This is a genomic window from Citrobacter sp. RHBSTW-00570 (assembly GCF_013739755.1).
Taxonomy (GTDB): Bacteria; Pseudomonadota; Gammaproteobacteria; order Enterobacterales; family Enterobacteriaceae; genus Citrobacter; species Citrobacter braakii.
This window is the reverse complement of the sequence record NZ_CP056399.1, coordinates 3,331,071-3,353,107: the sequence shown is the minus strand read 5'-3', so window position 1 is coordinate 3,353,107 and position 22,037 is coordinate 3,331,071. Positions and strand designations below refer to the sequence as shown.

The following is a 22,037-nucleotide window of genomic DNA, read 5'->3' as shown; positions in this document are numbered from 1 at the left end:
GTCAACTAACCGTGAGGTTTCGCCGTGCTACCTTTTATTCATGCTAATTATTCGTTTGAGGAAAGGTTATGGAACTCTATTTAGATACGTCTGACGTTGACGCGGTAAAAGCTCTGGCGCGGGTTTTTCCGCTGGCAGGGGTGACCACTAACCCAAGCATTGTGGCGGCAGGTAAGCAGACACTGGACGTGTTACTGCCGCAACTGCAGGAAGCGATGGGAGGGCAAGGACGCCTGTTTGCTCAGGTAATGGCGACCACCGCCGAAGGCATGGTCAGCGATGCGCGTAAGCTGCGGGCAATCATTGCGGATATCGTGGTCAAAGTGCCGGTCACGGCAGAAGGTCTGACGGCCATTAAATTGCTGAAAGAAGAAGGGATCCCGACGTTGGGTACCGCGGTATACGGCGCTGCTCAAGGGCTATTAGCTGCGCTTGCGGGGGCCGAATACGTTGCGCCATATGTTAACCGTGTGGATGCGCAGGGGGGGGACGGCATTCAGACGGTGACCGATCTGCAGACCTTACTGAAAATGCATGCCCCGCACGCCAAAGTACTGGCCGCCAGTTTTAAAACGCCGCGTCAGGCGCTGGATTGCCTGCTGGCAGGCTGCGAGTCCATCACGCTGCCGCTGGATGTCGCTCAGCAGATGATTAGCTCTCCGGCCGTTGATGCTGCCGTAGCGAAGTTCGAGCACGACTGGCAGAGCGCATTTGGACGCACTTCTCTGTAAGTCTGTTTTGCCGGATGGCGGCTGACACCTTATCCGGCCTACACAATGCGCTGTTGTAGGCCTGATTGGAGGCATTAGCCTCGCCCTCTGGCAATAGTGTGGTGCCGACGATTTCTCTGCTAACTCCCGCAGACCTCACAGGTGGGATTGCGCATCAGCTTCATTTCGCGAAACTGGCAGGTCATGGCGTCGTACATGACGATTTTTCCTGACGCCGGTTTACCGTAGTTAGCCAGCAGCTTAATGGCTTCCATCGCCTGTAACGAGCCGATCACGCCGATCAGCGGGGCCATCACTCCGGCCTCTACGCAGGTCAGGGCGTTTTCACCGAACAGACGGCTCAGGCAACGGTAGCAGGGCTCTCCTTCCTGGTAGGTAAATACGGTAATTTGTCCTTCCATGCGAATTGCCGCACCGGAAACCAGCGGAATCCTGGCGGCGAAGCATCCGGCATTCAACTGATTGCGGATGCTGACATTATCCGTACAGTCCAGCACCAAATCGTGTTCAGTAATAAGCGTGTGAATCTCGCTCTCGTCCAGCAGGGCATTCACCGGCGTAATGGCGATATAAGGGTTAATCCGCGCCAGTGCGTCGCGGGCGGATAGCACTTTTGGCTGTCCAACGGTCGCATCGCTGTGCAGCGTCTGGCGCTGGAGGTTCGACACGGAGACCGTGTCAAAGTCGAGCAAGGTTAAATGCCCGACGCCAGCGCCTGCAAGGTACTGAGTTGCTGCGCATCCCAGTCCCCCCACACCAACGACCAGTACCCGCGCCTCCTTGAGCGCTTCCTGACCTTCGAAATCGAAGCCGCGCAGAATGATTTGCCGGTTATAGCGCATCATCTCCTGGTCGCTGAGTTCTGCCATTACAGGCCTCCAAACAGTGCGTTAAACGGCTCGACCTCAACCCATTCGCCGGCTTCGACGTTACCGCGATCGCGCTCCAGCACGATAAAACAGTTACCCTGGCTAAAAGAGCTAAAAATATGCGAGCCCTGGTGCCCGGTCGTGGTGACTTCCAGTTCGCCTTCAGCGGTACGCTGCAATACGCCGCGCTGAAAATCCAGACGGCCAGGTGTTTTCTTCAGGCGTGAGGCGGTGCGCACGCGCTGGCGAGGCGGCAGTCCACAGGCGGTGTTGCCGCTGAGTTTCGCCAGGAGCGGTTGTACCAGTTGATAAAAGGTGAGGGCCGCAGACACTGGATTACCCGGCAGACCGCAAAACCAGCTGTTGCTCAGTTTGCCAAACGCGAACGGTTTGCCCGGTTTGATAGCCAGCTTCCAGAAGGCAATTTCTCCCAGCTCTTCCAGAATAGTTTTAGTGTAATCCGCTTCGCCTACTGAAACGCCGCCGGAGCTGATGACGACATCGGCCTGGCTGTCGGCTTCGATAAACGCGGCACGCAGCGCGTTGGGATCGTCGCGAATAATCCCCAGGTTGATCACTTCGCAGCCCAACTGTTGCAGCATCAGGTGAACGGTCAGACGGTTAGTGTCATAAATCTGCCCGTCTCCCAGCGGTTGACCTGGTAACTGCAGTTCATCACCGGTGGAGAACAGCGCCACGCGGACTTTGCGCACAACGGGAGCATCGGCAACACCGAGCGAAGCCAGAACGGGAAGCTCGGCGGTTGTCAGGCGAGTCCCGGCGGGAAACACCACCGCGCCGTTTGCAATATCTTCACCGCGCAGACGAATATTTTGCCCGCGGCGGACTTCGGCGGTAAAACGCACCCCGTCGTCAGTTTGTTCCGTTTGCTCCTGCATCACCACCGCTTCACAACCAGCTGGCACCGGGGCGCCGGTCATAATACGGATGCAGGTTCCCGCAGGCCACTCGCCATGGAAAGGCTGACCGGCAAAGGCTTTACCCGCCACCGCAAGCAGCTGATCAGATTGTAAATCGGCTAATCGTACCGCATAGCCATCCATTGCTGAGTTATCGAATCCCGGTACATCAATGGGGGAGACAACGTCGGTGGCCAGAATACGACCAAAGCATTGAACCAGCGGCAGCGTTTCGACGGCGGTGAGCGGGGTAATACGCGAAAGCATCTGAGAGAGAGCCGTTTCAAGCGGCATCAGTCCGGCGGTAAATTCCATGAGAAGACTCCTGCGGGGCAAAATCGAATCTGCTCATTATGTCAGAAAATGGACGCGGGCAGTATGCTACCTCAGGCTTAGAATCAGATCTGGTAAAGGTTTTGTGCCAGGGATAGCGCTGCAAGAAGAATGCAGTATAGACTCAATATTTCCGCTCATTTTTCCCTGGGGGTTAAATGTCTAATATTATTCCAGACGCAATTCGACGACAGGTGGAGGCAGCCAGTGCGTGCATCCGCCAGATTTTCGAGGGGAATCTCATTGCCCTTCATTTGTATGGCTCTGCGGTTGAAGGCGGCTTAAAACCCCAAAGCGACATTGATTTATTGGTCACCCTGCGTGAACCAATGAATGCCCGACAAAGAAAAAAACTGATGCAGGATTTGCTGACCATTTCAGTGCCTCCCGGCACCTCCGGGCCATATCGTGCGCTGGAAGTGACCGTGGTTCTGCACTCGCAGATCGTGCCGTGGCGATTTCCACCGGCGAGAGAAATGCAGTTTGGCGAATGGTTGCGTGATGATATTCGTGCTGGCGTGTTTGAACCGGCAATGGTGGATGCTGATCTTTCTATTCTGCTGACCCAGGCCCGGCGCGCCAGCGTACCGCTGTTCGGTGAACCGGCTGAGACGTTATTTAACGTCATTCCGTTTAGCGATGTATTGCAAACATTTCGGCATATCCTTGAGATGTGGCAGAAACCGGCTGATTTAGAGGGGGACGAGCGTAATATCATCCTTGCTCTGGCACGTATCTGGTATAGCGTGGTTACGGGTAATATTGTCGCTAAAGATGAGGCCGCATCCTGGCTTCTGCCGCAATTACCCGCTGAGCATGCTGATTTGCTGCAAGCGGCGCGTGCGGAATATCTGGGGTTAACCAAACATAACTGGGCAGCGTGTATGCCGTCTGTAGAACGCTTTGTGTTTTATGCAAAAAAACAGATTACCGATCGGCTTGAATAATTTATCAACAACGTCGGGAGATCTCCTTTCCGTTAAACACATCTGAATGACCTGATGAGACGGGGTGTGAGGTGCAGGCCTTTACCTTTACATGACGTCTGCATCTTTCTATATTCAAAAATCGAATCAATAAGTCACCGAAATTCTGATATTTATAACCCCCCGGTACCCGCCACCTAATGGACGAATAAAATGGGTAAAGCAGTCATTGCAATTCACGGCGGCGCAGGGGCTATCACCCGCGCGTTACTGAGCCAGGAGCAAGAATTGCGTTATATACAAGCGCTGTCGGATATCGTTGAAATCGGCCAACGGATGCTTGAAGACGGTCGTAGCGCACTGGATGTGGTCACCGAAGCCGTGCGTTTGTTGGAAGAGTGTCCGTTGTTTAATGCCGGAATTGGCGCGGTGTATACCCGTGATGAAACCCATGAACTGGACGCCTGTGTGATGGACGGTAATACGCTAAACGCGGGAGCCGTCGCCGGGGTTAGCCATCTGCGCAATCCAATTCTCGCGGCTCGCCTGGTGATGGAGCACAGCCCCCACGTCATGATGATAGGTGAAGGGGCTGAAAACTTTGCCATTGCGCAGGGTATGGAGCGCGTTTCGGCGGATATTTTCTCGACTCCAGAACGCTACGCTCAACTGCTGGCAGCGCAATCGGCGGGTGAAACGGTGCTGGATCATAGCGCGACCCCGCTGGATGAAAACAACAAAATGGGTACTGTGGGTGCGGTCGCGCTGGATATGTTTGGCAATCTGGCGGCGGCAACATCGACCGGCGGGATGACCAACAAATTACCGGGGCGGGTAGGTGACAGTCCGCTGGTCGGCGCTGGCTGCTATGCCAATAACGCAAGTGTGGCCGTTTCCTGCACCGGAACCGGTGAGGTCTTTATTCGTGCGCTGGCGGCCTATGACATTGCGGCGTTGATGGACTATGGCGGCCTGAGTTTATCGGAGGCGTGCGAACGCGTAGTAATGGAAAAATTACCGGCGCTCGGCGGTAGCGGCGGTTTAATTGCCGTCGATCACGAGGGCAACGTCGCCTTGCCCTTTAACAGCGAAGGCATGTACCGTGCCTGGGGATATGCAGGCGATACGCCAACCACCGGTATTTATCGGGAAAAAGGAGATACCGTTGCCACACAGTGATGAGCTTGACGCCAGCGACGTGCTGGCAGTCAGCAACCTGAACATTGCCTTTGAGCAGGAGCAGCAGCGCATCAGTGCGGTGCGTAATCTGTCATTTCGCCTGAAGCGTGGTGAAACGCTGGCGATAGTGGGCGAATCCGGTTCAGGAAAGTCGGTAACAGCCTTGTCGCTGATGCGTTTGATTGAACAGTCAGGCGGCGAGGTGAGCTGCGATGAAATGCTCCTTCGACGCCGTAACCGACAGGTTATTGAGCTGGGTGAACAGAGCGCGTCGCGGATGCGTCACGTGCGTGGCGCGGATATCGCCATGATCTTCCAGGAGCCCATGACATCGCTTAATCCGGTATTTACCGTAGGTGAGCAGATTGCTGAGTCAATCCGTTTGCATCAGGGGGCCAGCCACGAAGAGGCGATGGTGGAAGCGAAACGGATGCTCGACCAGGTGCGTATCCCCGAGGCGAAGGCTATTTTATCGCGCTATCCGCACCAGCTTTCTGGCGGCATGCGCCAGCGAGTAATGATCGCCATGGCGCTATCGTGTCGCCCTGCGGTTTTAATTGCCGATGAACCGACTACCGCGCTGGATGTCACTATTCAGGCACAGATCCTGCAACTGATAAAAGTGCTGCAGCAGGATATGTCGATGGGAGTGATCTTTATTACCCACGATATGGGCGTCGTAGCGGATATTGCCGATCGCGTGCTGGTGATGTATCAGGGCGAGGCGGTAGAAACCGGCAGCGTTGAGCAGATTTTTCACGCTCCCCAGCATGCTTACACCAAAGCGCTGCTGGCAGCCGTGCCGCAGCTTGGGGCGATGACCGGACAAGCGTACCCGCGCCGGTTTCCACTCATTTCATTACACGATCCCAGCCATGTAGAACCACAGACTGAACAGGATACTGTGGTTGAAGGCGAGCCTATTTTGCAGGTACGTAATCTGGTGACGCGTTTTCCGCTGCGCAGCGGCATTCTTAATCGGGTGACCCGCGAGGTGCATGCGGTGGAAAACGTTAGCTTTGACCTGTGGCCCGGAGAGACGCTCTCGCTGGTGGGGGAGTCAGGCTGCGGGAAATCCACCACCGGTCGGGCGCTGCTACGTCTGGTAGAGTCTCAACGCGGGGAGATTGTTTTCAACGGACAGCGTATTGATACCCTGGCCGCCAGTAAGCTACAGCCGCTGCGTCGGGATATTCAATTTATCTTCCAGGACCCCTATGCTTCGCTCGATCCGCGTCAGACCGTGGGATATTCCATTTTAGAACCGCTGCGGGTGCATGGGCTACTGCAAGGCGATGCGGCGGCAAAACGGGTTGCATGGCTGCTGGAACGCGTAGGATTGCTCCCTGAGCATGCCTGGCGCTATCCGCACGAGTTTTCCGGTGGGCAGCGTCAGCGGATCTGTATTGCCCGGGCGCTGGCGCTCAATCCCAAGGTGATTATTGCCGATGAGTCAGTCTCGGCGCTGGATGTCTCAATTCGCGGGCAAATTATCAACCTGTTGCTCGACCTCCAACGAGAAATGGGGATTGCGTACCTGTTTATTTCCCACGATATGGCGGTGGTGGAGCGGATCAGTCATCGGGTGGCGGTGATGTATCTTGGGCAAATCGTCGAGATCGGCACCCGACGCGCGGTGTTTGAAAATCCGCAGCATCCGTACACCCGCAAACTGATGGCGGCAGTCCCGGTCGCCGATCCCTCACATCACCGGCCCCAGCGCGTGCTGCTGTCGGATGATATCCCCAGTAATATCCGCAAACGCGGTGAAGAGATTTCCCCCGTTTCACTACAGCTAGTTGGTCCGGGGCATTATGTTGCGCGTCCGCAACCAGAAAATGCGCTTTCGCGTTTATAACAGGCAGGCAGGGTTTAAGGAGAATAACATGACAAAAATTGTTGCTCGAAAATGGCTGGTTGCTGTGGGAGTGGCCTCTGCGCTGGCCGCCACACCTGGCTGGGCCGCCAAAGATGTAGTAGTGGCGGTAGGATCCAATTTCACCACCCTCGATCCCTACGACGCAAACGACACGTTGTCGCAGGCGGTAGCGAAGTCGTTTTACCAGGGGCTGTTTGGCCTTGATAAAGAGATGAAGCTGAAAAATGTGCTGGCGGAGAGTTATACGGTTTCTGATGATGGCCTGACTTATACCCTTAAGCTGCGACAGGGTGTGAAGTTTCAGGACGGCACCGACTTCAACGCCGATGCGGTTAAAGCTAACCTCGACCGGGCCAGCAACCCGGAAAACCATCTGAAACGCTACAACCTGTATAAGAATATCGATAAAACCGAGGTCGTGGATCCGTCGACGGTGAAGATAACGCTGAAGCAGCCGTTCTCTGCATTTATCAATATTCTGGCGCACCCGGCTACGGCGATGATCTCTCCCGCCGCGCTGGAGAAATACGGCAAGGAGATCGGTTTCCATCCCGTGGGGACCGGGCCGTATCAGCTTGAGACCTGGAATCAGACGGATTTTGTAAAGGTTAAGAAGTTCGCGGGTTACTGGCAGCAAGGGCTGCCAAAGCTGGATACGATAACCTGGCGTCCGGTGACCGACAACAACACACGTGCGGCAATGCTGCAGACCGGGGAAGCACAGTTTGCCTTCCCGATCCCTTACGAACAGGCGGCGCTACTGGCGAAGAATAAAAACCTGGAACTGGTGGCCAGTCCGTCTATTATGCAGCGTTACATCAGCATGAACGTCACGCAAAAACCGTTCGATAACCCGAAGGTGCGTGAAGCGCTGAATTATGCCATCAACCGTCAGGCGCTGGTGAAAGTGGCGTTTGCCGGTTACGCGACGCCAGCAACCGGCGTTCTCCCACCGTCGATCGCCTATGCGCAAAGCTATACGCCATGGCCATACGACCCGGCAAAAGCGCGCGAACTGCTGAAAGAAGCGGGTTATCCGAACGGTTTTACCACCACGCTATGGTCTTCTCATAACCATAGTACTGCGCAAAAAGTGCTGCAATTTACCCAGCAGCAACTGGCGCAGGTGGGCGTTAAGGCTCAGGTGACGGCGATGGATGCCGGTCAGCGCGCGGCGCAAGTCGAAGGTAAAGCGCAGAAAGAGAGCGGGGTACGCATGTTCTACACCGGCTGGTCTGCCTCTACGGGTGAAGCAGACTGGGCGCTGTCACCGCTGTTTGCATCTCAAAACTGGCCGCCAACGCTGTTTAATACGGCGTTCTACAGCAATAAGCAGGTGGACAGTGATTTAGCAGCAGCGTTGCAAACCAACGATCCGGCCCAGAAAGCGAAGCTGTACAAGGATGCGCAGGATATTATCTGGAAAGAGTCGCCGTGGATCCCACTGGTAGTGGAACAACTGATTTCGGCGCACAACACCAGATTGACCGGGTTCTGGATCATGCCGGATACCGGATTTAGCTTTGATGATGCGGATTTAAAATAAGCTATTCATCCGGCCCCGCCACGCAGGGGCCGGCGAAGGGAGTGTGATGCTTAACTATGTTTTCAAGCGCCTGCTGGGGTTGATTCCAACTCTGTTGATTGTAGCGGTGCTGGTATTTTTATTTGTTCACCTGCTACCCGGCGATCCGGCCCGGCTGATTGCCGGACCGGAGGCTGACGCTGAGGTTATCGAACTGGTGCGTCAGCAGTTGGGTCTGGACCAGCCGCTGCATATTCAGTTCTGGCATTACATTACTAACGTGTTGCAAGGCGATTTTGGAACCTCAATGGTTTCTCGTCGCCCGGTTTCCGAAGAGATAGCCAGTCGTTTTATGCCATCGCTCTGGCTGACCATTGCCAGCATGGCGTGGGCGGTGTTATTCGGCATGACGGCAGGGATTATTGCTGCTGTATGGCGTAATCGTTGGCCGGACAGATTGAGTATGACGCTCGCCGTCACCGGGATCTCTTTCCCGGCGTTTGCGCTCGGCATGCTGCTCATGCAGATATTCTCCGTTGAGCTTGGCTGGTTGCCCACCGTTGGCGCTGATACCTGGCGGCACTATATCCTCCCGTCTATTACCCTGGGTGCGGCGGTGGCTGCGGTGTTAGCTCGGTTTACCCGCGCTTCGTTTGTCGATGTGCTCAGTGAAGACTATATGCGTACCGCGCGGGCCAAAGGGGTGAGTGAAACCTGGGTGGTGTTAAAACATGGTTTGCGCAATGCGATGATCCCGGTGGTCACCATGATGGGGCTACAGTTTGGCTTTTTGCTTGGCGGCTCAATTGTCGTTGAGAAGGTGTTTAACTGGCCAGGGCTTGGGCGGCTGTTGGTGGACTCAGTCGAAATGCGCGACTACCCGGTGATTCAGGCCGAGGTGCTGTTGTTTTCTCTGGAGTTTATTCTTATTAACTTAGTGGTGGATGTGCTCTATGCCGCCATTAATCCGGCTATCAGGTACAAGTAAGGATGCGATTTTTTAACTGGCGCCGACAGGCGATTTTAAATGCGATGCCCCTTGTTAAGCCTGAGCAGATACGCACGCCGTGGCATGAATTCTGGCGTCGTTTCCGTCGCCAGCGCATGGCGATGTTAGCGGGGTTATTTGTCCTGCTGCTGATAATGGTGGCGATTTTTGCTCGCTGGTTAACGCCATTTGATGCCGAGAATTACTTCGATTATGACCGTCTGAATGACGGACCATCGATGCTGCACTGGTTCGGCGTTGACTCGCTGGGGCGGGATATTTTTAGCCGCGTGCTGGTGGGGGCGCAAATCTCGCTGGCGGCGGGGGTCTTTGCCGTATTTATTGGCGCGGCGATTGGCACCGTGCTGGGTCTGCTGGCGGGATACTACGAAGGCTGGTGGGATCGACTGATTATGCGTATCTGCGATGTGCTGTTCGCCTTTCCGGGCATTTTGCTGGCGATAGCCGTGGTCGCTGTGCTGGGCAGCGGCATTGCAAACGTGATTATTGCCGTGGCCATTTTCTCCATTCCGGCCTTCGCGCGGCTGGTGCGCGCAAATACGCTGGTGCTAAAGCAGCAGACCTTTATTGAATCCGCGCGCAGTATCGGTGCCAGCGATGCGACCATCATCTTCAACCATATCTTGCCGGGTACGGTTTCATCGATCGTGGTCTTTTTTACCATGCGAATTGGCACGTCGATTATCTCTGCCGCGAGCCTGTCATTTCTGGGATTGGGTGCGCAGCCGCCGACCCCGGAGTGGGGGGCAATGCTCAATGAAGCCCGCGCTGATATGGTGATCGCGCCGCACGTGGCGATTTTCCCGGCGGTGGCGATATTCCTGACGGTACTGGCGTTTAACTTACTGGGAGATGGTCTGCGCGACGCGCTGGACCCGAAAATTAAAGGATAAATCACAGGCCGGATAAGACGTAACGCTTATCCGGCCTACTGTTGGGTTGCGCTTATTTAAACGCGGGTGCCCCACAGATCGTATTCATCAGCGTTTTCGACCTTCACGCGGATGATATCGCCAGGTTTCACCTTGGTTTCGCCATTCAGGTATACCGCGCCGTCGATTTCCGGGGCGTCAGCCATGCTGCGGCCAATCGCGCCTTCTTCGTCTACTTCATCAACGATAACCAGAATTTCGCGGCCCACTTTTTCCTGCAAACGTTCAGCGGAGATTTGCTGTTGCAATTGCATAAAGCGGTTCCAGCGTTCCTCTTTCACCTCTTCCGGGATTTGGTCCGGCAGGTCATTGGCGCCAGCGCCTTCTACCGGGCTGTATTTAAAGCAGCCCACGCGGTCCAGACGCGCTTCCTTCAGGAAGTCGAGCAGCATCTGGAAGTCTTCTTCCGTTTCACCCGGGAAACCGACAATGAAGGTTGAGCGCAGCGTCAGTTCAGGGCAGATTTCACGCCACTGCTTGATGCGTGCCAGTTGTCTGTCCACGGAGCCTGGGCGTTTCATCAGCTTAAGAATACGCGGGCTGGCATGTTGCAGCGGGATGTCCAAGTACGGCAGGATTTTCCCTTCCGCCATCAGTGGGATCACGTCATCAACATGCGGGTAGGGGTAGACGTAATGCAGACGAGTCCAGATCCCCAGTTTTGATAACTGCTCGCACAGATCAACCATGCTGGTTTTGACCGGCTCGCCGTTATGGAAACCGGTGCGATGCTTCACATCCACGCCGTACGCGGAGGTATCCTGAGAAATGACCAGTATCTCTTTCACGCCCGCATCCACCAGACGTTTGGCTTCGCTGAGGACGTCGCCAATCGGACGGCTCACCAGATCGCCACGCATTGACGGAATAATGCAGAACGTGCAGCGGTGGTTGCAGCCTTCAGAAATTTTCAGATAGGCATAATGACGCGGAGTGAGCTTGACGCCCTGTTCAGGAACCAGGCTCAGGAACGGGTTGTGCTTTGGTTTGGGCACATAGTGGTGAACGTGTTCCAGAACCTGTTCGTAGCTATGCGGCCCGGTGATTTCCAGCACCTTCGGGTGGACTTCACGGATCTGATCGACTTTCGCGCCCAGACAGCCGGTGACGATCACCTTGCCGTTTTCGTTCAGCGCTTCGCCGATTGCTTCCAGCGACTCCTGAACCGCGCTGTCGATAAAGCCACAGGTGTTAACGATAACCATATCCGCGTCGTCGTAGCTTGGCACAACATCATAGCCTTCGGTACGAAGTTCGGTCAGGATGCGTTCAGAATCGACGAGGTTTTTCGGGCACCCTAATGATATAAATCCAATCTTAGACATTATTTTGTACAATACATTGCTCAGGAAAACTCGGATTATACATCATGCCTTAACTTTACAGCTACATCCGTTGGTCAAGTGACCGACAAGACAAAGGAACGACAAAAGACCGCCAGCTATCGGCAGCGAGGACGTATGCTGAAGAGAAGGGGCTGGAGATGGTAGAAATCATTGTGTAAATAGACCCATTTTAGTTCCATGCATTTTTTGAGACCCCGGCCAAATAATAGTGTTGTCGGTATTCCTCCGGCGTCATATTGTCCAATGATTCATGCGGGCGTTCACAGTTATATTCTGATAACCATTTCTCCGTGATTTCCCGCACTTCATTCAGCGTTCTGAACAGATAAAAATCGAGTATTTCTGTACGGTATGTCCGGTTAAAGCGCTCAATGAATGCGTTCTGTGTCGGCTTTCCCGGCTGGATAAACTCCAGTTTTACTGCATGTTTCTCTGCCCATTCAGCCAGTGCCAGAGAGATAAATTCCGGACCATGCGCAGCATGACCGGATACCCGCGATTTGCCGCGATCCTGTCGAGTACACGGACCACGCGCTGAGCTGGCAGATTCAGATCGATTTCAATCGACAACGCCTCACGGTTAAAGTCATCAACGACATTGAACGTGCGAAAACGACGGCCACAGACCAGGGCATCATGCATAAAATCGACAGACCAGCTCTGATTCAGCGCTTCCGGCGTGGCCAGTGGCGAGGGATTACGCACCGGCAACCGCTGTTTGCCCTTACGACGAAAGTTCAGCTTCAGCAGACAGTAAATACGGTGGATCCTTTTGTGATTCCACGGGTGTCCCTGCCGCCTCAGAACCTGGAAAAGTTTTGGAAAACCGTATCGTGGGTATCGCTCTGCCACTGCCTGCAACGCGACAATAACAGGTTCGTCACGCGTGGTATCCGGACGGTAATGGTAAACCGTTCTGCTCAGGTTCAGACTCCGGCAGGCCTGACGGATACTGAGTCCAAATGTCGTTATCAGATGAGTGACCAGCTCACGCTTAAAGGCTGGTTTTAAAGCTTTTTTTCGATAACATCTTTCAGCGCCCGGTTCTCAAGGCTCAGGTCGGCAAACATCTGTTTGAGACGTCGGTTCTCGTCCTCAAGATCCTTGATCTTTTTAATATCAGAAGCCTCCATGCCGCCGTATCTGGACTTCCAGTTGTAGTAGGTGGCTTCAGAGATACCGGTCTCCCGGCAGACATCTTTAACAGTTCGTCCGGCTTCAACCGACTTAATCACAGCGATGATCTGATGCTCAGTAAAACGGGCTTTACGCATAGCGATCTCCTTCGTTGGCAGATTGATTATGCCGGATACTTACAGATAGGGGAAACTAAGCTAGACCTACTAAAAGCCTATATAGAGCGATACAGGAAGGATAATAACGACAAAATGCCAACACATACACACCTAAATAATGAATTCAATATGAGATCTACTAAGGAATTCTATAAAGGAGTGGAAAATGAAACTAGAGGGAACTAACTCTACTGATTTCTATGAACATTACTTTTATAATGATGAGATAATTATAAATGTCTTTGATAATATGGTAGTGTTCTACGATTGCATAGAACGTATAGTACTGAATAGGCATACATCACAATTTAATATCGAACCTCGTCCTACATATATTGAGACCCATTGCAGTACTTGTTAAACCAAACTGAAGAAGAGGAATTTCAATTGATGACAGTAATAGACGTAGAGAAGTATAAACAAGTGCAGCAAGAAATGATAAAGTGTCTGAAATACTCTCAGTAATAAAGCCCTATAGTAGGGCTATTTAAAGAAATATATTACTCAAGCTCTATTCTACCAGAGTCCTCCTTAGTGACAGAGGCACCTATATTTCGGAATGTTACCCAAATTATAAGTGAAATGCCGAATTGTATCCATAGTGCGGAATCATTAGTAATCTGCGAAGGAATAATTGCTGCAAAAATTGAGGAGCAAGCCCAAAGCGTCAACAGTGCATAATTAAAAGTTTCTACACTTCTACTAATTGATGCCTTTTTTTGTTTTTGTAATTAAACTTAATTGCATATAAATGGCCGGATACAAAAGGTTCAAGAGTGTAAACATGATACTCCCAAACCTTTTGCCAATGCTTACCTGCATCAATAATGAAACTGGTGAAGATTGTTACAATACCTCCTATAAGTGAAAGAAATGATAGCGAAGCAAACATAATATATGGTGCTTCTCCTTCATTAAATTCTATGATCTTGAAAATTAATGCTCCCCATCCAGCAAATAGCAATGCGGTGATGGCCCAAAGAAAATTAAGTCTTTGCCAATACAAACCGATTTCGAAATCACGTATCCGATGTGATACTTCGAAAGACTTTTCTATTTTTTTAATGTCTTCTGGTGTTATATTAATATTTAAGTCAGAAAAATCCTTAGACAAAAGTTTTTCGAAATACGCAATGTTATTTGAAAAATGTTCAACAAGCTCAGTTGGTAAATTATAAGTACGTATTTGTGTAGTCACATGCTATCCTTATCTATACTAACTTATGGTTTTTTTTGTATCGAATGAAATCAGTTATAGGTCTATTTCTAGAGTGAATATCACGGATGAATTGTGATGTTTTTATATTCAAATCAATGACTTTTTTCTGAATGTCTCTACCTTCAGTCATTGCGACTTCAATTACTGTATCATCAGCATGATATAACATTCCTATGTCAGAACTAAAGACTAAAATTTCTTCATGAATTTCATTGAATTCATTTAAAATTTTTTGTAATTCAGCAGAGATATTTTTAGCGTAATCAGTTAAGGTATAATTATACCTTGAAACTGAATTCAATCGATTAATTATAGAGTAAGATAGAATAAATAATGCATCTAGGTCTTTCTCAATGTCATTTATAGAGTCACTAAGGGAATTTGGTTCACCTAATCTATTTTTCAATGCAAGAACTAGGTTTTTGCATAATTTTACAATTTTGAATTTTAAATATAGAGAGGAAGTGCGGACTTTAGCAAGATCATTATAGATAGTATCTTCAATAATGCTGTGTGCAATATCATAGTGTTTCTGTGCCATCCATTCAGGGACTTTTATATATGCAAGTATTGCAATACAAAGTGTACCAGCTGTACTCAGTGAACTAATCCAGTCCGTAACACTTCCCCATTCGAAGTCTTTAAAATTAGAAAATAATATCTTAATACCAATCAAAATAGAAAGTAACAATACGGTACTAATTAGTATTGAATTAATTTTTTTGAGGTTTTGCATTTTAATTCCATTTCTTAAGCAAAAGACATAGCTATGTAAAAATGTAGTACCAAAAACTACCTACTAATACTTTACCATCAAAAGGAACACACATACACTATCGATTGTTGGAGGTTTCTATCTATTTTAGGTAGGTTTGTTAGCTGTACGAACGATAGGAACCTCCAACAATCGATAGTATTAAGTGATGTAGATCACACATTTTAAGGATAAAAAATGTCCCGTACAGAGTTCATGCGTTCTTTAGGTGCTACATGTAAAAATGATAACTGGAGTTGGTCATTTATTGATGAGATCAACAAAAAAATAATTTTTGGAGCTTGGGAAGATCTTAGATCAGATGATGGAAAGAAAGTTTTAATCTTGGCTAGCAGTTGGCGTGAGAATGTAAATGGACACAAAAAATCTGGTTATACACAATCTGTTGAACACATAGATAAGATTTTACATGAAGGGTACAGTCTCTTTACCTTTAGCCAGACTAGGCATGAGAAAACAACTGAAAATGGTGCTGCTAGGATTAAACATTTTGAAAAGAAAATAGTACGAAAATATCTTACAAAAATTGATGGGGATTGGTACGCCACCGATGAAGATTTCTATTCATTTACTCCCGAAATCGAAAATGAATACTATGAGGGGGAAAAGCGTCAAAGGATTGCAACGTACTATGAGAGAGATCCAAAGGCGAGAAAAGAATGTATCGATAAACATGGTTTGAGTTGTGCTGTCTGTGGTTTTAATTTTGAAAAAATGTATGGTAAACACGGAAAAAATTATATTCATGTTCATCATATAGTGCCACTACATACTATTGGCAAACGCTATAAGATTGACCCAATTAAAGATCTCATTCCTTTATGTGCAAACTGTCATGCAATGATTCATATTGGAAAAGAAATGAAGACAGTTGACGAATTAAAAGAGTTGTTAAGAAAGTAAAGTTAAATCAAATTTTATTACGAGACGATATGCGATGATAAAATTATTAGTTATTGTGCCATTATTGTTCAGTTCTTCACTCTACGCAGCGGAAGCTAATGTTGGTCAGATCTGCAAAGCGGCAGCTGCATCTATGTTTGGGCGAGATCATAAAATAGTGAAGCTTGATAAGATTCAATCAGATGTAGCCTATGTCCATTACATACGTAAAGATGACAGCACAAGATGGGCTATCAAGTGTAAGCTGATTGATGATCAAGTTATGTGGTCATCAAACAATCCAGATAGCTCAGGTCGTTGGAGAAATGACCCGGCTGATAGTGTAGTAAAATACAAAGTGGATGGGAACAAACTGACTATATCAGAGGTGTATAGCGATGGTTCAAGTACATCTAACTCATATCCATTAAAACAATTAAATTAAGATGAAAGCCTACTTATGATTCGTAGGTAAAAGGTTATGGTGCAATGAAATTATTGTTTATTATTTTGACTGTTTTTAGCGGTACAGTAATTGCAAAGAATTTACCAAATTTTAATTGTACAGACATTAGAGGTGATACCGTTGTCACAGACAACTATTTTCTGACGAAGCGAGTTTATGATCAAATGCCAGTACCTTATGGTTCATATAGATATTCATCAGAAAATGGCGAGCAAGAGTTGATCATAGTGGATACTTTAGATAGAGGATATTATTATGGAAATATGTACTTAGATAAAGATGGTTATATGAATTATGAAGTGAGATGTAATGTTAAAAAATAATCAACACAGAACAATATTATTGAAGCATGAGTAAAGTTATGCTAATTCACTTTACAAAATAATAATTACTATAGTTTTTGGTAGGATAAAAAAAGACGTACTCATATTATAATTGATAACTTCTCAAAGTTATAAGGAAATAAAATGAAAAGTATCATCGCAATCGCAATTTTGCTAGCCCCATTTGCAGTGCAAGCTGATGATGAACAAGATGCAAAAGATTTTGCTCAAGCATTGATCCAATCGCGTGACTATAAATGTGATAAGGTTACAGCGTTCAGTACAGCAAACTTCTCAGGTAAAGCTGTTGTGTGGTGTGATGATCGATATGAATATGAGATCACGCAGCCCGGTGGCCGCTGGAAGGTAGAAGCAATGAACTAATTTATTTTTTTCTAAGCCCACTAATTATAGTGGGCTTTTTTGTGTCTGTTATCCAAGTATTAAAAAAATAAATACATATAGATTTTTTAATGTACACGGATAATCAAATGATTCTTAGGGGTACAGATATATTCGAGTTTCCTCCGCGAATTATCTTTCACATTCGTGGGGATTTTGATCGAAAACAAACAAAACGAAAGGTAAAACTTTCATAACGAAAATAAAATAATTATTACCTATTAATAGTAAATGAATAGGATATGAGTAATGGTAAAGATTAAAGACGATGGAACCCGCTACACGTGGCAAGAAATCGCAGACCGATTCGGGGTAGAACACAGTACAGTTTTAATGCTAAAGGCACAAACTTAGAACGGGCATCCACTCAAGTAGAAGATGGAATGTACGCAAACGAAAATGAAGGGGTTATTAATCGAACGTGTTATTACATTAACACCGACGTTTATGACTCATATTAAAAGGAAACACGTAATGGACTACATCGCGATAGGGGGTCTATTAATGGCCTTTTGTACATTTATGGGGCGTCTACTCTACAGACGAAAACAAGAGATCTTAGATGCCGAAAGACGTATAAGTGATATTGAAAGTAAACTTCTAGTATTAGAAACTAAAACTGAAAGCAATGAAGCAGATATTGATGAATTGTATGATTTAGTACGAGAACTTTCAAAAATAAAAAGTGACATTTCAGAAATTAAAGGGATGTTAAAATCTAAATGAAGCCCCTTATGGGGCTTTATCTATTCTTGTGGTTATAACTATTTGGCTATTTGTCTCTCTAAACGTAGATGTGCTTTTTATATTTGGCAAGTACCGTGTTGTTTTGTTTTTAAATTTTTTATAATCCCAAATGATGTATGCTATTCCTAAAATAATCACTAAGGAATATATTAATGTATCGGGAAATTTAAACTTATCATTTACATAAAATGATGTTATGGATGCACTGATAGCTACAGCCACACTGAACACACCAATAAGATCGATTTCCCGTTCTAGGAAATGATTTATCTTTGTTTTCACGGAATAAGTGGCTGCAATGAATGTCAAGATCAAAGATTGTGCACTAACCCAAAGTGAATATTCAGTATCTGGGCATAGATAAATCAACGCAATATTAGCGGCTATAGATAATAATGTAATGACTATAATTGCTGCTAATAGTTTGAAGGTTTTCATTAATAATTCCCTAACTACCTGTGCATAAATTGTATAAGGGTATTTTATGGCAAAAGTAGCTAAAAAGAAATCTACTAATCATAATAGGTAGATGAAGTTAGTACGTTCTGGTGAGTAGATAACATATGCTGATAAAGAGGTTATAGGGTGGATTAATGTTACAGGAATTTTACCATTAGCGTGATTGCTGGATTATTGTATCAGTACTGATGCATTTTAGATTACTGGCAATACAGGCCCATTAGAGCATTTCTTGCAGGTGTTTTTAATTATGGTTAGTGGAACTTAGGCCGGTAATCCGGCCTTTTTTACATAGTAAGCATTGATAGCTTTACTTGGCTTCCTTCAACATTTGTTTTGTTGAGGAATTTATGTACATACGCAATATCTGGAGTGGAGCCGCAAATTCTGATCAATTCTTGACCGATAGGCGTAAGTAAAGCCGTTCCTATTTGTAGATTCCAAGTTGATGAATCATCGCTCTGAAATTCAACTAAAAATGCCATTCCGTAATAGCCAATACGACCTTTTTTACTACCGAAGGTTAAATGGTAGCCAATGCCTTGTTGAATAACTCCTAAAGAGTCTAAAACAGAAAGTTCATTGAAGGTTATACCTTCAGTGTTTCCATTCTCATCGGTCAATAAAATTGGAGTAAGGTTACTTGCCTGCCAAACAAACTTGCCAAAATAAGTAATAAGATTCGCTTCTTCTTTGCTTAAGGTTGACAATAGTTTTAAGGTTCTACGACTAAAAGAACCTTTTGACTTTGCTTCTTCGGATAAAATTCTTCCCCATAGCGTTTGCATTTGTTCGTCATTAATATCCTCACACTCTCTGAAGAAAGCCTCTATCCAATCGTCGTCAATATCAGAAACATTATCAGTCTCAGATAGGCTTTGTGCTGCTTGTATTGTAATATTTTCAATGTTTTCTTGTCGTTTAGTTTCACGTTTGAGAAAACGCTCAACTGCCCGTTTTTCTATTCCCTCAAGCTCTAACCTCGAAATTAGCTCTGTACGTTTAGCTTCAGCTTCAGCCTTCGCTTTTTTCCTGATTCTTGTAGGTTCATAAAGCACGCCAATCGCATCACTGACTTTTTCAATAAGTTTTGTTCCAGGTTTTGATAATCCTGAAAAACTTAAATCGATAAGGCTCATCGAGTTCCCCTAAATACCCGTACAACAACTGTACAAGGGTATTTTATGGCAAGAATAACTAAAAAGGAATCACAACTACATTTAAAAGTGATGGAGTTAGTACATTCAGATAGGCAACTAGCAGAAGATGATAAAGAGTTTATCTTCAATAATTACAAAGGTGATGGTATCGGAGCTACTGGTGCTTTCTTCACTCCCGAAATGTTGGCATGGGATTTCATGCTAGATGCTGGCTGTAGTGATGACTGTATAGAATTATGTGCGGGTATCGGGCGACTTAGCTACTTCCAGTTCATACGTAATAAACCATCGCACATAACATGTGTAGAGCTGAATCCAGAGTACGTAATGATTGGAAAGCGGGTATTGCCACAAGCCGAATGGGTCACAGGTGACGCACTCCAATACACACCAGAACGTTTCTACCGTGTAGCGTATGGCAATCCCCCATTTGGGAAGATCAAAACGTCAGGGACGTATACAGGCCGTTATACGGGTAGTGAATTCGAGTACAAGATAATTGATAGGGCAAGGGAGTATTCCAGTTATGGGGCATGGATTGTTCCACAGGGTAGTGCGGGATTTAAGTATTCAGGCCACACGTACTATGATCGTTCAGTACAGACAACCAAGTACCTGAAATTTGAAAAGGATACGGGGCTAATCTTACATCCTGGTGTGGGCATTGGTACATCAATCTATCGTGACCAATGGAACGGTACGAAGGTAACATGTGAATCGGTGTTAGTGATTATCAATAAGTTAACTGAATAGCATAAAAAATAACACAATATATTTATTGATTTTTCGGGCAGCCGAGGGAGACAAAGCCGATTTTCGGCTGGTGGGTTACATTGCTCATAGCGTAAAAATTGTTCAGTTATTGGAATATTCAGGGCACGGATTCTACAGAGTTCTGAATAAAAATTGTATCGCAATCTCATACCATCAGTCGCCACGCCCGGCGTGGAATTAAAGATTATTTGTAAATTGTGTTAATTTTCGGTGATGGATTGATCCTGGACACGACTTTGTTCAAAAAATGACCATACTATTAAGTTGCACCATAGTTGGAAAGAGGAGGAACAAAGTATGGTTGTTGACAGACTGAGAACCGATCTTCTCAACAAATTGATAAACGCCCGTGTCGAACTTGCCGCTTATCTGCTGTTGAGAAAAGCGAAAGGCTACATGTCAGTCAGCGAGAGCGATCGTCTGCGTGATAATTTTTTTGCACTGAATCGCGAATTGCACGAGCAATCACAGCTTCACGGTATGCATCTTGATCAGGAAGAGTGGAATGCCCTTCATCGTGCTGAAGGGGCGTTAGCCGCCGCCGCTGTTTGTCTTATGAGTGGACATCACGATTGTCCAACTTTTATCGCCGTTAACGCAGAGAAACTGGAAAACTGCCTGACAACGCTGACGCTAAGTATCCAGTGTTTGCAATCTTATCCAACGCTGGAACACGTCTGAATCAGGGGGAGGGCGCTCCCCCTTTTCGTTAAGATTATGTTAATGTGGCGGGATAATTCCCCTTGCTGGCTACGCTTTATGCAGAGCCATTAAGGAGGTGTTATGCGTCGACTCTTTCTCTGTGCTGTCCCACTCGCGCTATTTTCCTCTTATGCCGTCGCGGTAGAGGTGGAAGTGCTGCAAACGAAACTCGATCATCCGTGGTCGCTGGCGTTTTTACCCGACAATCGCGGTATGCTCATTACGCTTAAAGGCGGCCAGCTTCGACTTTGGCAGTCAGGGAAGGGGCTTTCCGACCCGCTGACCGGCGTACCCAAAGTCTGGGCGAATGGTCAGGGGGGATTGCTTGATGTGGCATTAGCACCGGATTTTAAACAATCTCGCCGGGTGTGGCTTAGTTTTGCTGAAGCTGACGGTGAAGGTAACGCCGGGACAGCGGTTGGCTACGGACGATTGAGCGACGATCTTAAACATCTGCAAGGGTTCCAGACCATTTTTCGCCAACAGCCGAAGCTTTCCAGCGGAAACCATTTTGGCGGACGTATGGTTTTTGATGGCAACAGTTATCTGTTTATTGGTCTTGGTGAAAATAATCAACGTTCTACCGCACAGGATCTGGATAAGCTGCAGGGCAAGGTCGTACGACTGACCGATGAGGGAAAAATTCCGCCGGATAATCCGTTTGTGAAGCGGGCAGGAGCACGGGCAGAGATTTGGTCATATGGTATCCGCAACCCGCAAGGGATGGCGATGAATCCCTGGAGCGATACGCTGTGGCTTAATGAGCATGGTCCACGCGGGGGCGATGAAATCAATATCCCGGAGAAAGGGAAAAACTACGGCTGGCCGCTTGCGACCTGGGGCGTTAACTACAGTGGTCTTAAAATCCCCGAAGCAAAAGGCCCAATTGTTGCTGGAACAGAGCAACCCATCTTTTACTGGGAAAAGTCACCGGCGGTCAGCGGAATGGCTTTTTATAATAGCGATACCTTCCCACAGTGGCGGCAGAAGTTGTTCATTGGCGCGTTGAAAGATAAAGAAGTGATCGTGTTGAGCGTCAAAGGGAATGCCGTCACCGAAGAGGGGCGTCTGTTGCAGGAAAGAGGGCAACGGATCCGTGATGTGCGCGTCGGACCAGACGGGTACTTATACGTACTAACCGACGAGTCCGACGGGGAATTACTGAAAGTGAGTCCCTGATTTAG

22 protein-coding genes and 1 pseudogene are annotated in these 22,037 nt (G+C 47.7%); 15 read left to right on the top strand and 8 right to left on the bottom strand.

What is annotated here, in order from left to right; genetic code table 11:
- Positions 1-68 precede the first annotated feature (68 nt).
- On the top strand, positions 69-731 hold the full coding sequence (gene fsa / locus HV237_RS16025; RefSeq protein WP_019076360.1) for a fructose-6-phosphate aldolase: 663 nt from the start codon (positions 69-71) through the stop codon (positions 729-731).
- Positions 732-850: 119 nt separating this feature from the next.
- Here the strand turns inward: fsa and moeB are convergent, their stop codons facing one another.
- Both moeB and moeA read right to left on the bottom strand, forming a co-directional pair.
- The gene (gene moeB / locus HV237_RS16020; RefSeq protein ID WP_016152385.1) at positions 851-1,600 is read right to left on the bottom strand and encodes a molybdopterin-synthase adenylyltransferase MoeB; all 750 of its coding nucleotides are present in this window, start codon (positions 1,598-1,600) and stop codon (positions 851-853) included.
- Positions 1,600-2,835 carry a molybdopterin molybdotransferase MoeA gene (gene moeA, locus HV237_RS16015; RefSeq protein ID WP_047359425.1) on the bottom strand — a complete coding sequence of 412 codons (1,236 nt, stop codon included), beginning with the start codon at positions 2,833-2,835 and terminating at the stop codon, positions 1,600-1,602. Before moeA ends, moeB begins: the two co-directional genes overlap by 1 nt.
- Positions 2,836-3,011: 176 nt before the next feature.
- Between moeA and HV237_RS16010 the strand changes: the two genes are divergently transcribed.
- The 6 genes from HV237_RS16010 (at position 3,012) to gsiD (ending at position 10,264) form a co-directional block, all read left to right on the top strand.
- On the top strand, positions 3,012-3,800 hold the full coding sequence (locus tag HV237_RS16010) for an aminoglycoside adenylyltransferase family protein (protein WP_047359424.1): 789 nt from the start codon (positions 3,012-3,014) through the stop codon (positions 3,798-3,800).
- A gap of 192 nt (positions 3,801-3,992) precedes the next feature.
- Entirely contained in the window at positions 3,993-4,958 is a 966-nt protein-coding gene (iaaA, locus tag HV237_RS16005; protein WP_047359423.1) for a beta-aspartyl-peptidase, read from the top strand.
- Positions 4,945-6,816 (top strand): glutathione ABC transporter ATP-binding protein GsiA, encoded by a 1,872-nt coding sequence (gene gsiA / locus HV237_RS16000; RefSeq protein WP_047359422.1) that lies wholly within the window; start codon positions 4,945-4,947, stop codon positions 6,814-6,816. The genes iaaA and gsiA overlap by 14 nt, the downstream gene beginning before the upstream one ends.
- A gap of 28 nt (positions 6,817-6,844) precedes the next feature.
- On the top strand, positions 6,845-8,383 hold the full coding sequence (gsiB, locus tag HV237_RS15995) for a glutathione ABC transporter substrate-binding protein GsiB (RefSeq protein WP_046274653.1): 1,539 nt from the start codon (positions 6,845-6,847) through the stop codon (positions 8,381-8,383).
- Between the two features lie 46 nt (positions 8,384-8,429).
- Positions 8,430-9,350 (top strand): glutathione ABC transporter permease GsiC, encoded by a 921-nt coding sequence (gene gsiC / locus HV237_RS15990; protein ID WP_016152391.1) that lies wholly within the window; start codon positions 8,430-8,432, stop codon positions 9,348-9,350.
- A 2-nt stretch (positions 9,351-9,352) separates the two neighbouring features.
- Entirely contained in the window at positions 9,353-10,264 is a 912-nt protein-coding gene (gsiD, locus tag HV237_RS15985) for a glutathione ABC transporter permease GsiD (protein WP_047359421.1), read from the top strand.
- Between the two features lie 56 nt (positions 10,265-10,320).
- Here gsiD and rimO read toward each other — a convergent pair whose 3' ends face one another.
- The 4 genes and pseudogenes from rimO to HV237_RS15965 form a co-directional block, all read right to left on the bottom strand.
- The gene (gene rimO / locus HV237_RS15980) at positions 10,321-11,628 is read right to left on the bottom strand and encodes a 30S ribosomal protein S12 methylthiotransferase RimO (protein ID WP_047359420.1); all 1,308 of its coding nucleotides are present in this window, start codon (positions 11,626-11,628) and stop codon (positions 10,321-10,323) included.
- Between the two features lie 190 nt (positions 11,629-11,818).
- Positions 11,819-12,923, bottom strand: a pseudogene (locus tag HV237_RS15975) (IS3 family transposase).
- Between the two features lie 712 nt (positions 12,924-13,635).
- Positions 13,636-14,142 carry a hypothetical protein gene (locus HV237_RS15970; protein WP_047359417.1) on the bottom strand — a complete coding sequence of 169 codons (507 nt, stop codon included), beginning with the start codon at positions 14,140-14,142 and terminating at the stop codon, positions 13,636-13,638.
- Between the two features lie 13 nt (positions 14,143-14,155).
- The gene (locus tag HV237_RS15965; RefSeq protein ID WP_047359416.1) at positions 14,156-14,899 is read right to left on the bottom strand and encodes a hypothetical protein; all 744 of its coding nucleotides are present in this window, start codon (positions 14,897-14,899) and stop codon (positions 14,156-14,158) included.
- A 216-nt stretch (positions 14,900-15,115) separates the two neighbouring features.
- Here HV237_RS15965 and HV237_RS15960 point away from each other — a divergent pair, with 216 nt between their 5' ends.
- The 5 genes from HV237_RS15960 (at position 15,116) to HV237_RS15940 (ending at position 17,737) form a co-directional block, all read left to right on the top strand.
- Positions 15,116-15,841, top strand: coding sequence for an HNH endonuclease (locus HV237_RS15960; protein WP_047359415.1), 726 nt, complete (start codon positions 15,116-15,118; stop codon positions 15,839-15,841).
- A 34-nt stretch (positions 15,842-15,875) separates the two neighbouring features.
- Positions 15,876-16,265, top strand: coding sequence for a hypothetical protein (locus HV237_RS15955; RefSeq protein WP_072058811.1), 390 nt, complete (start codon positions 15,876-15,878; stop codon positions 16,263-16,265).
- Between the two features lie 44 nt (positions 16,266-16,309).
- Positions 16,310-16,609: a hypothetical protein gene (locus tag HV237_RS15950; RefSeq protein WP_131348175.1), complete on the top strand. Its 300-nt coding sequence runs from the start codon at positions 16,310-16,312 to the stop codon at positions 16,607-16,609.
- A gap of 144 nt (positions 16,610-16,753) precedes the next feature.
- Positions 16,754-16,993, top strand: coding sequence for a hypothetical protein (locus HV237_RS15945; protein ID WP_047359414.1), 240 nt, complete (start codon positions 16,754-16,756; stop codon positions 16,991-16,993).
- A gap of 492 nt (positions 16,994-17,485) precedes the next feature.
- Positions 17,486-17,737 (top strand): hypothetical protein, encoded by a 252-nt coding sequence (locus tag HV237_RS15940; RefSeq protein ID WP_240489697.1) that lies wholly within the window; start codon positions 17,486-17,488, stop codon positions 17,735-17,737.
- A gap of 6 nt (positions 17,738-17,743) precedes the next feature.
- Here HV237_RS15940 and HV237_RS15935 read toward each other — a convergent pair whose 3' ends face one another.
- Together HV237_RS15935 and HV237_RS15930 are read right to left on the bottom strand one after the other, a co-directional pair.
- The gene (locus HV237_RS15935) at positions 17,744-18,196 is read right to left on the bottom strand and encodes a hypothetical protein (protein ID WP_047359412.1); all 453 of its coding nucleotides are present in this window, start codon (positions 18,194-18,196) and stop codon (positions 17,744-17,746) included.
- A 308-nt stretch (positions 18,197-18,504) separates the two neighbouring features.
- Positions 18,505-19,356, bottom strand: a complete 852-nt coding sequence (locus HV237_RS15930) for a DUF2806 domain-containing protein (RefSeq protein ID WP_047359411.1) — start codon at positions 19,354-19,356, stop codon at positions 18,505-18,507.
- A gap of 45 nt (positions 19,357-19,401) precedes the next feature.
- Between HV237_RS15930 and HV237_RS15925 the strand changes: the two genes are divergently transcribed.
- From HV237_RS15925 to HV237_RS15915, 3 genes are all read left to right on the top strand, one after another.
- Complete coding sequence (locus HV237_RS15925) at positions 19,402-20,130, top strand: methyltransferase (RefSeq protein ID WP_047359410.1); 729 nt, start codon at positions 19,402-19,404, stop codon at positions 20,128-20,130.
- 318 nt (positions 20,131-20,448) lie between these two features.
- A complete protein-coding gene (bssR, locus tag HV237_RS15920; RefSeq protein WP_047359409.1) occupies positions 20,449-20,832 on the top strand; it encodes a biofilm formation regulator BssR in 384 nt (127 codons plus the stop codon).
- A gap of 102 nt (positions 20,833-20,934) precedes the next feature.
- Positions 20,935-22,032 (top strand): PQQ-dependent sugar dehydrogenase, encoded by a 1,098-nt coding sequence (locus HV237_RS15915; protein WP_047359408.1) that lies wholly within the window; start codon positions 20,935-20,937, stop codon positions 22,030-22,032.
- Positions 22,033-22,037: the final 5 nt, after the last annotated feature.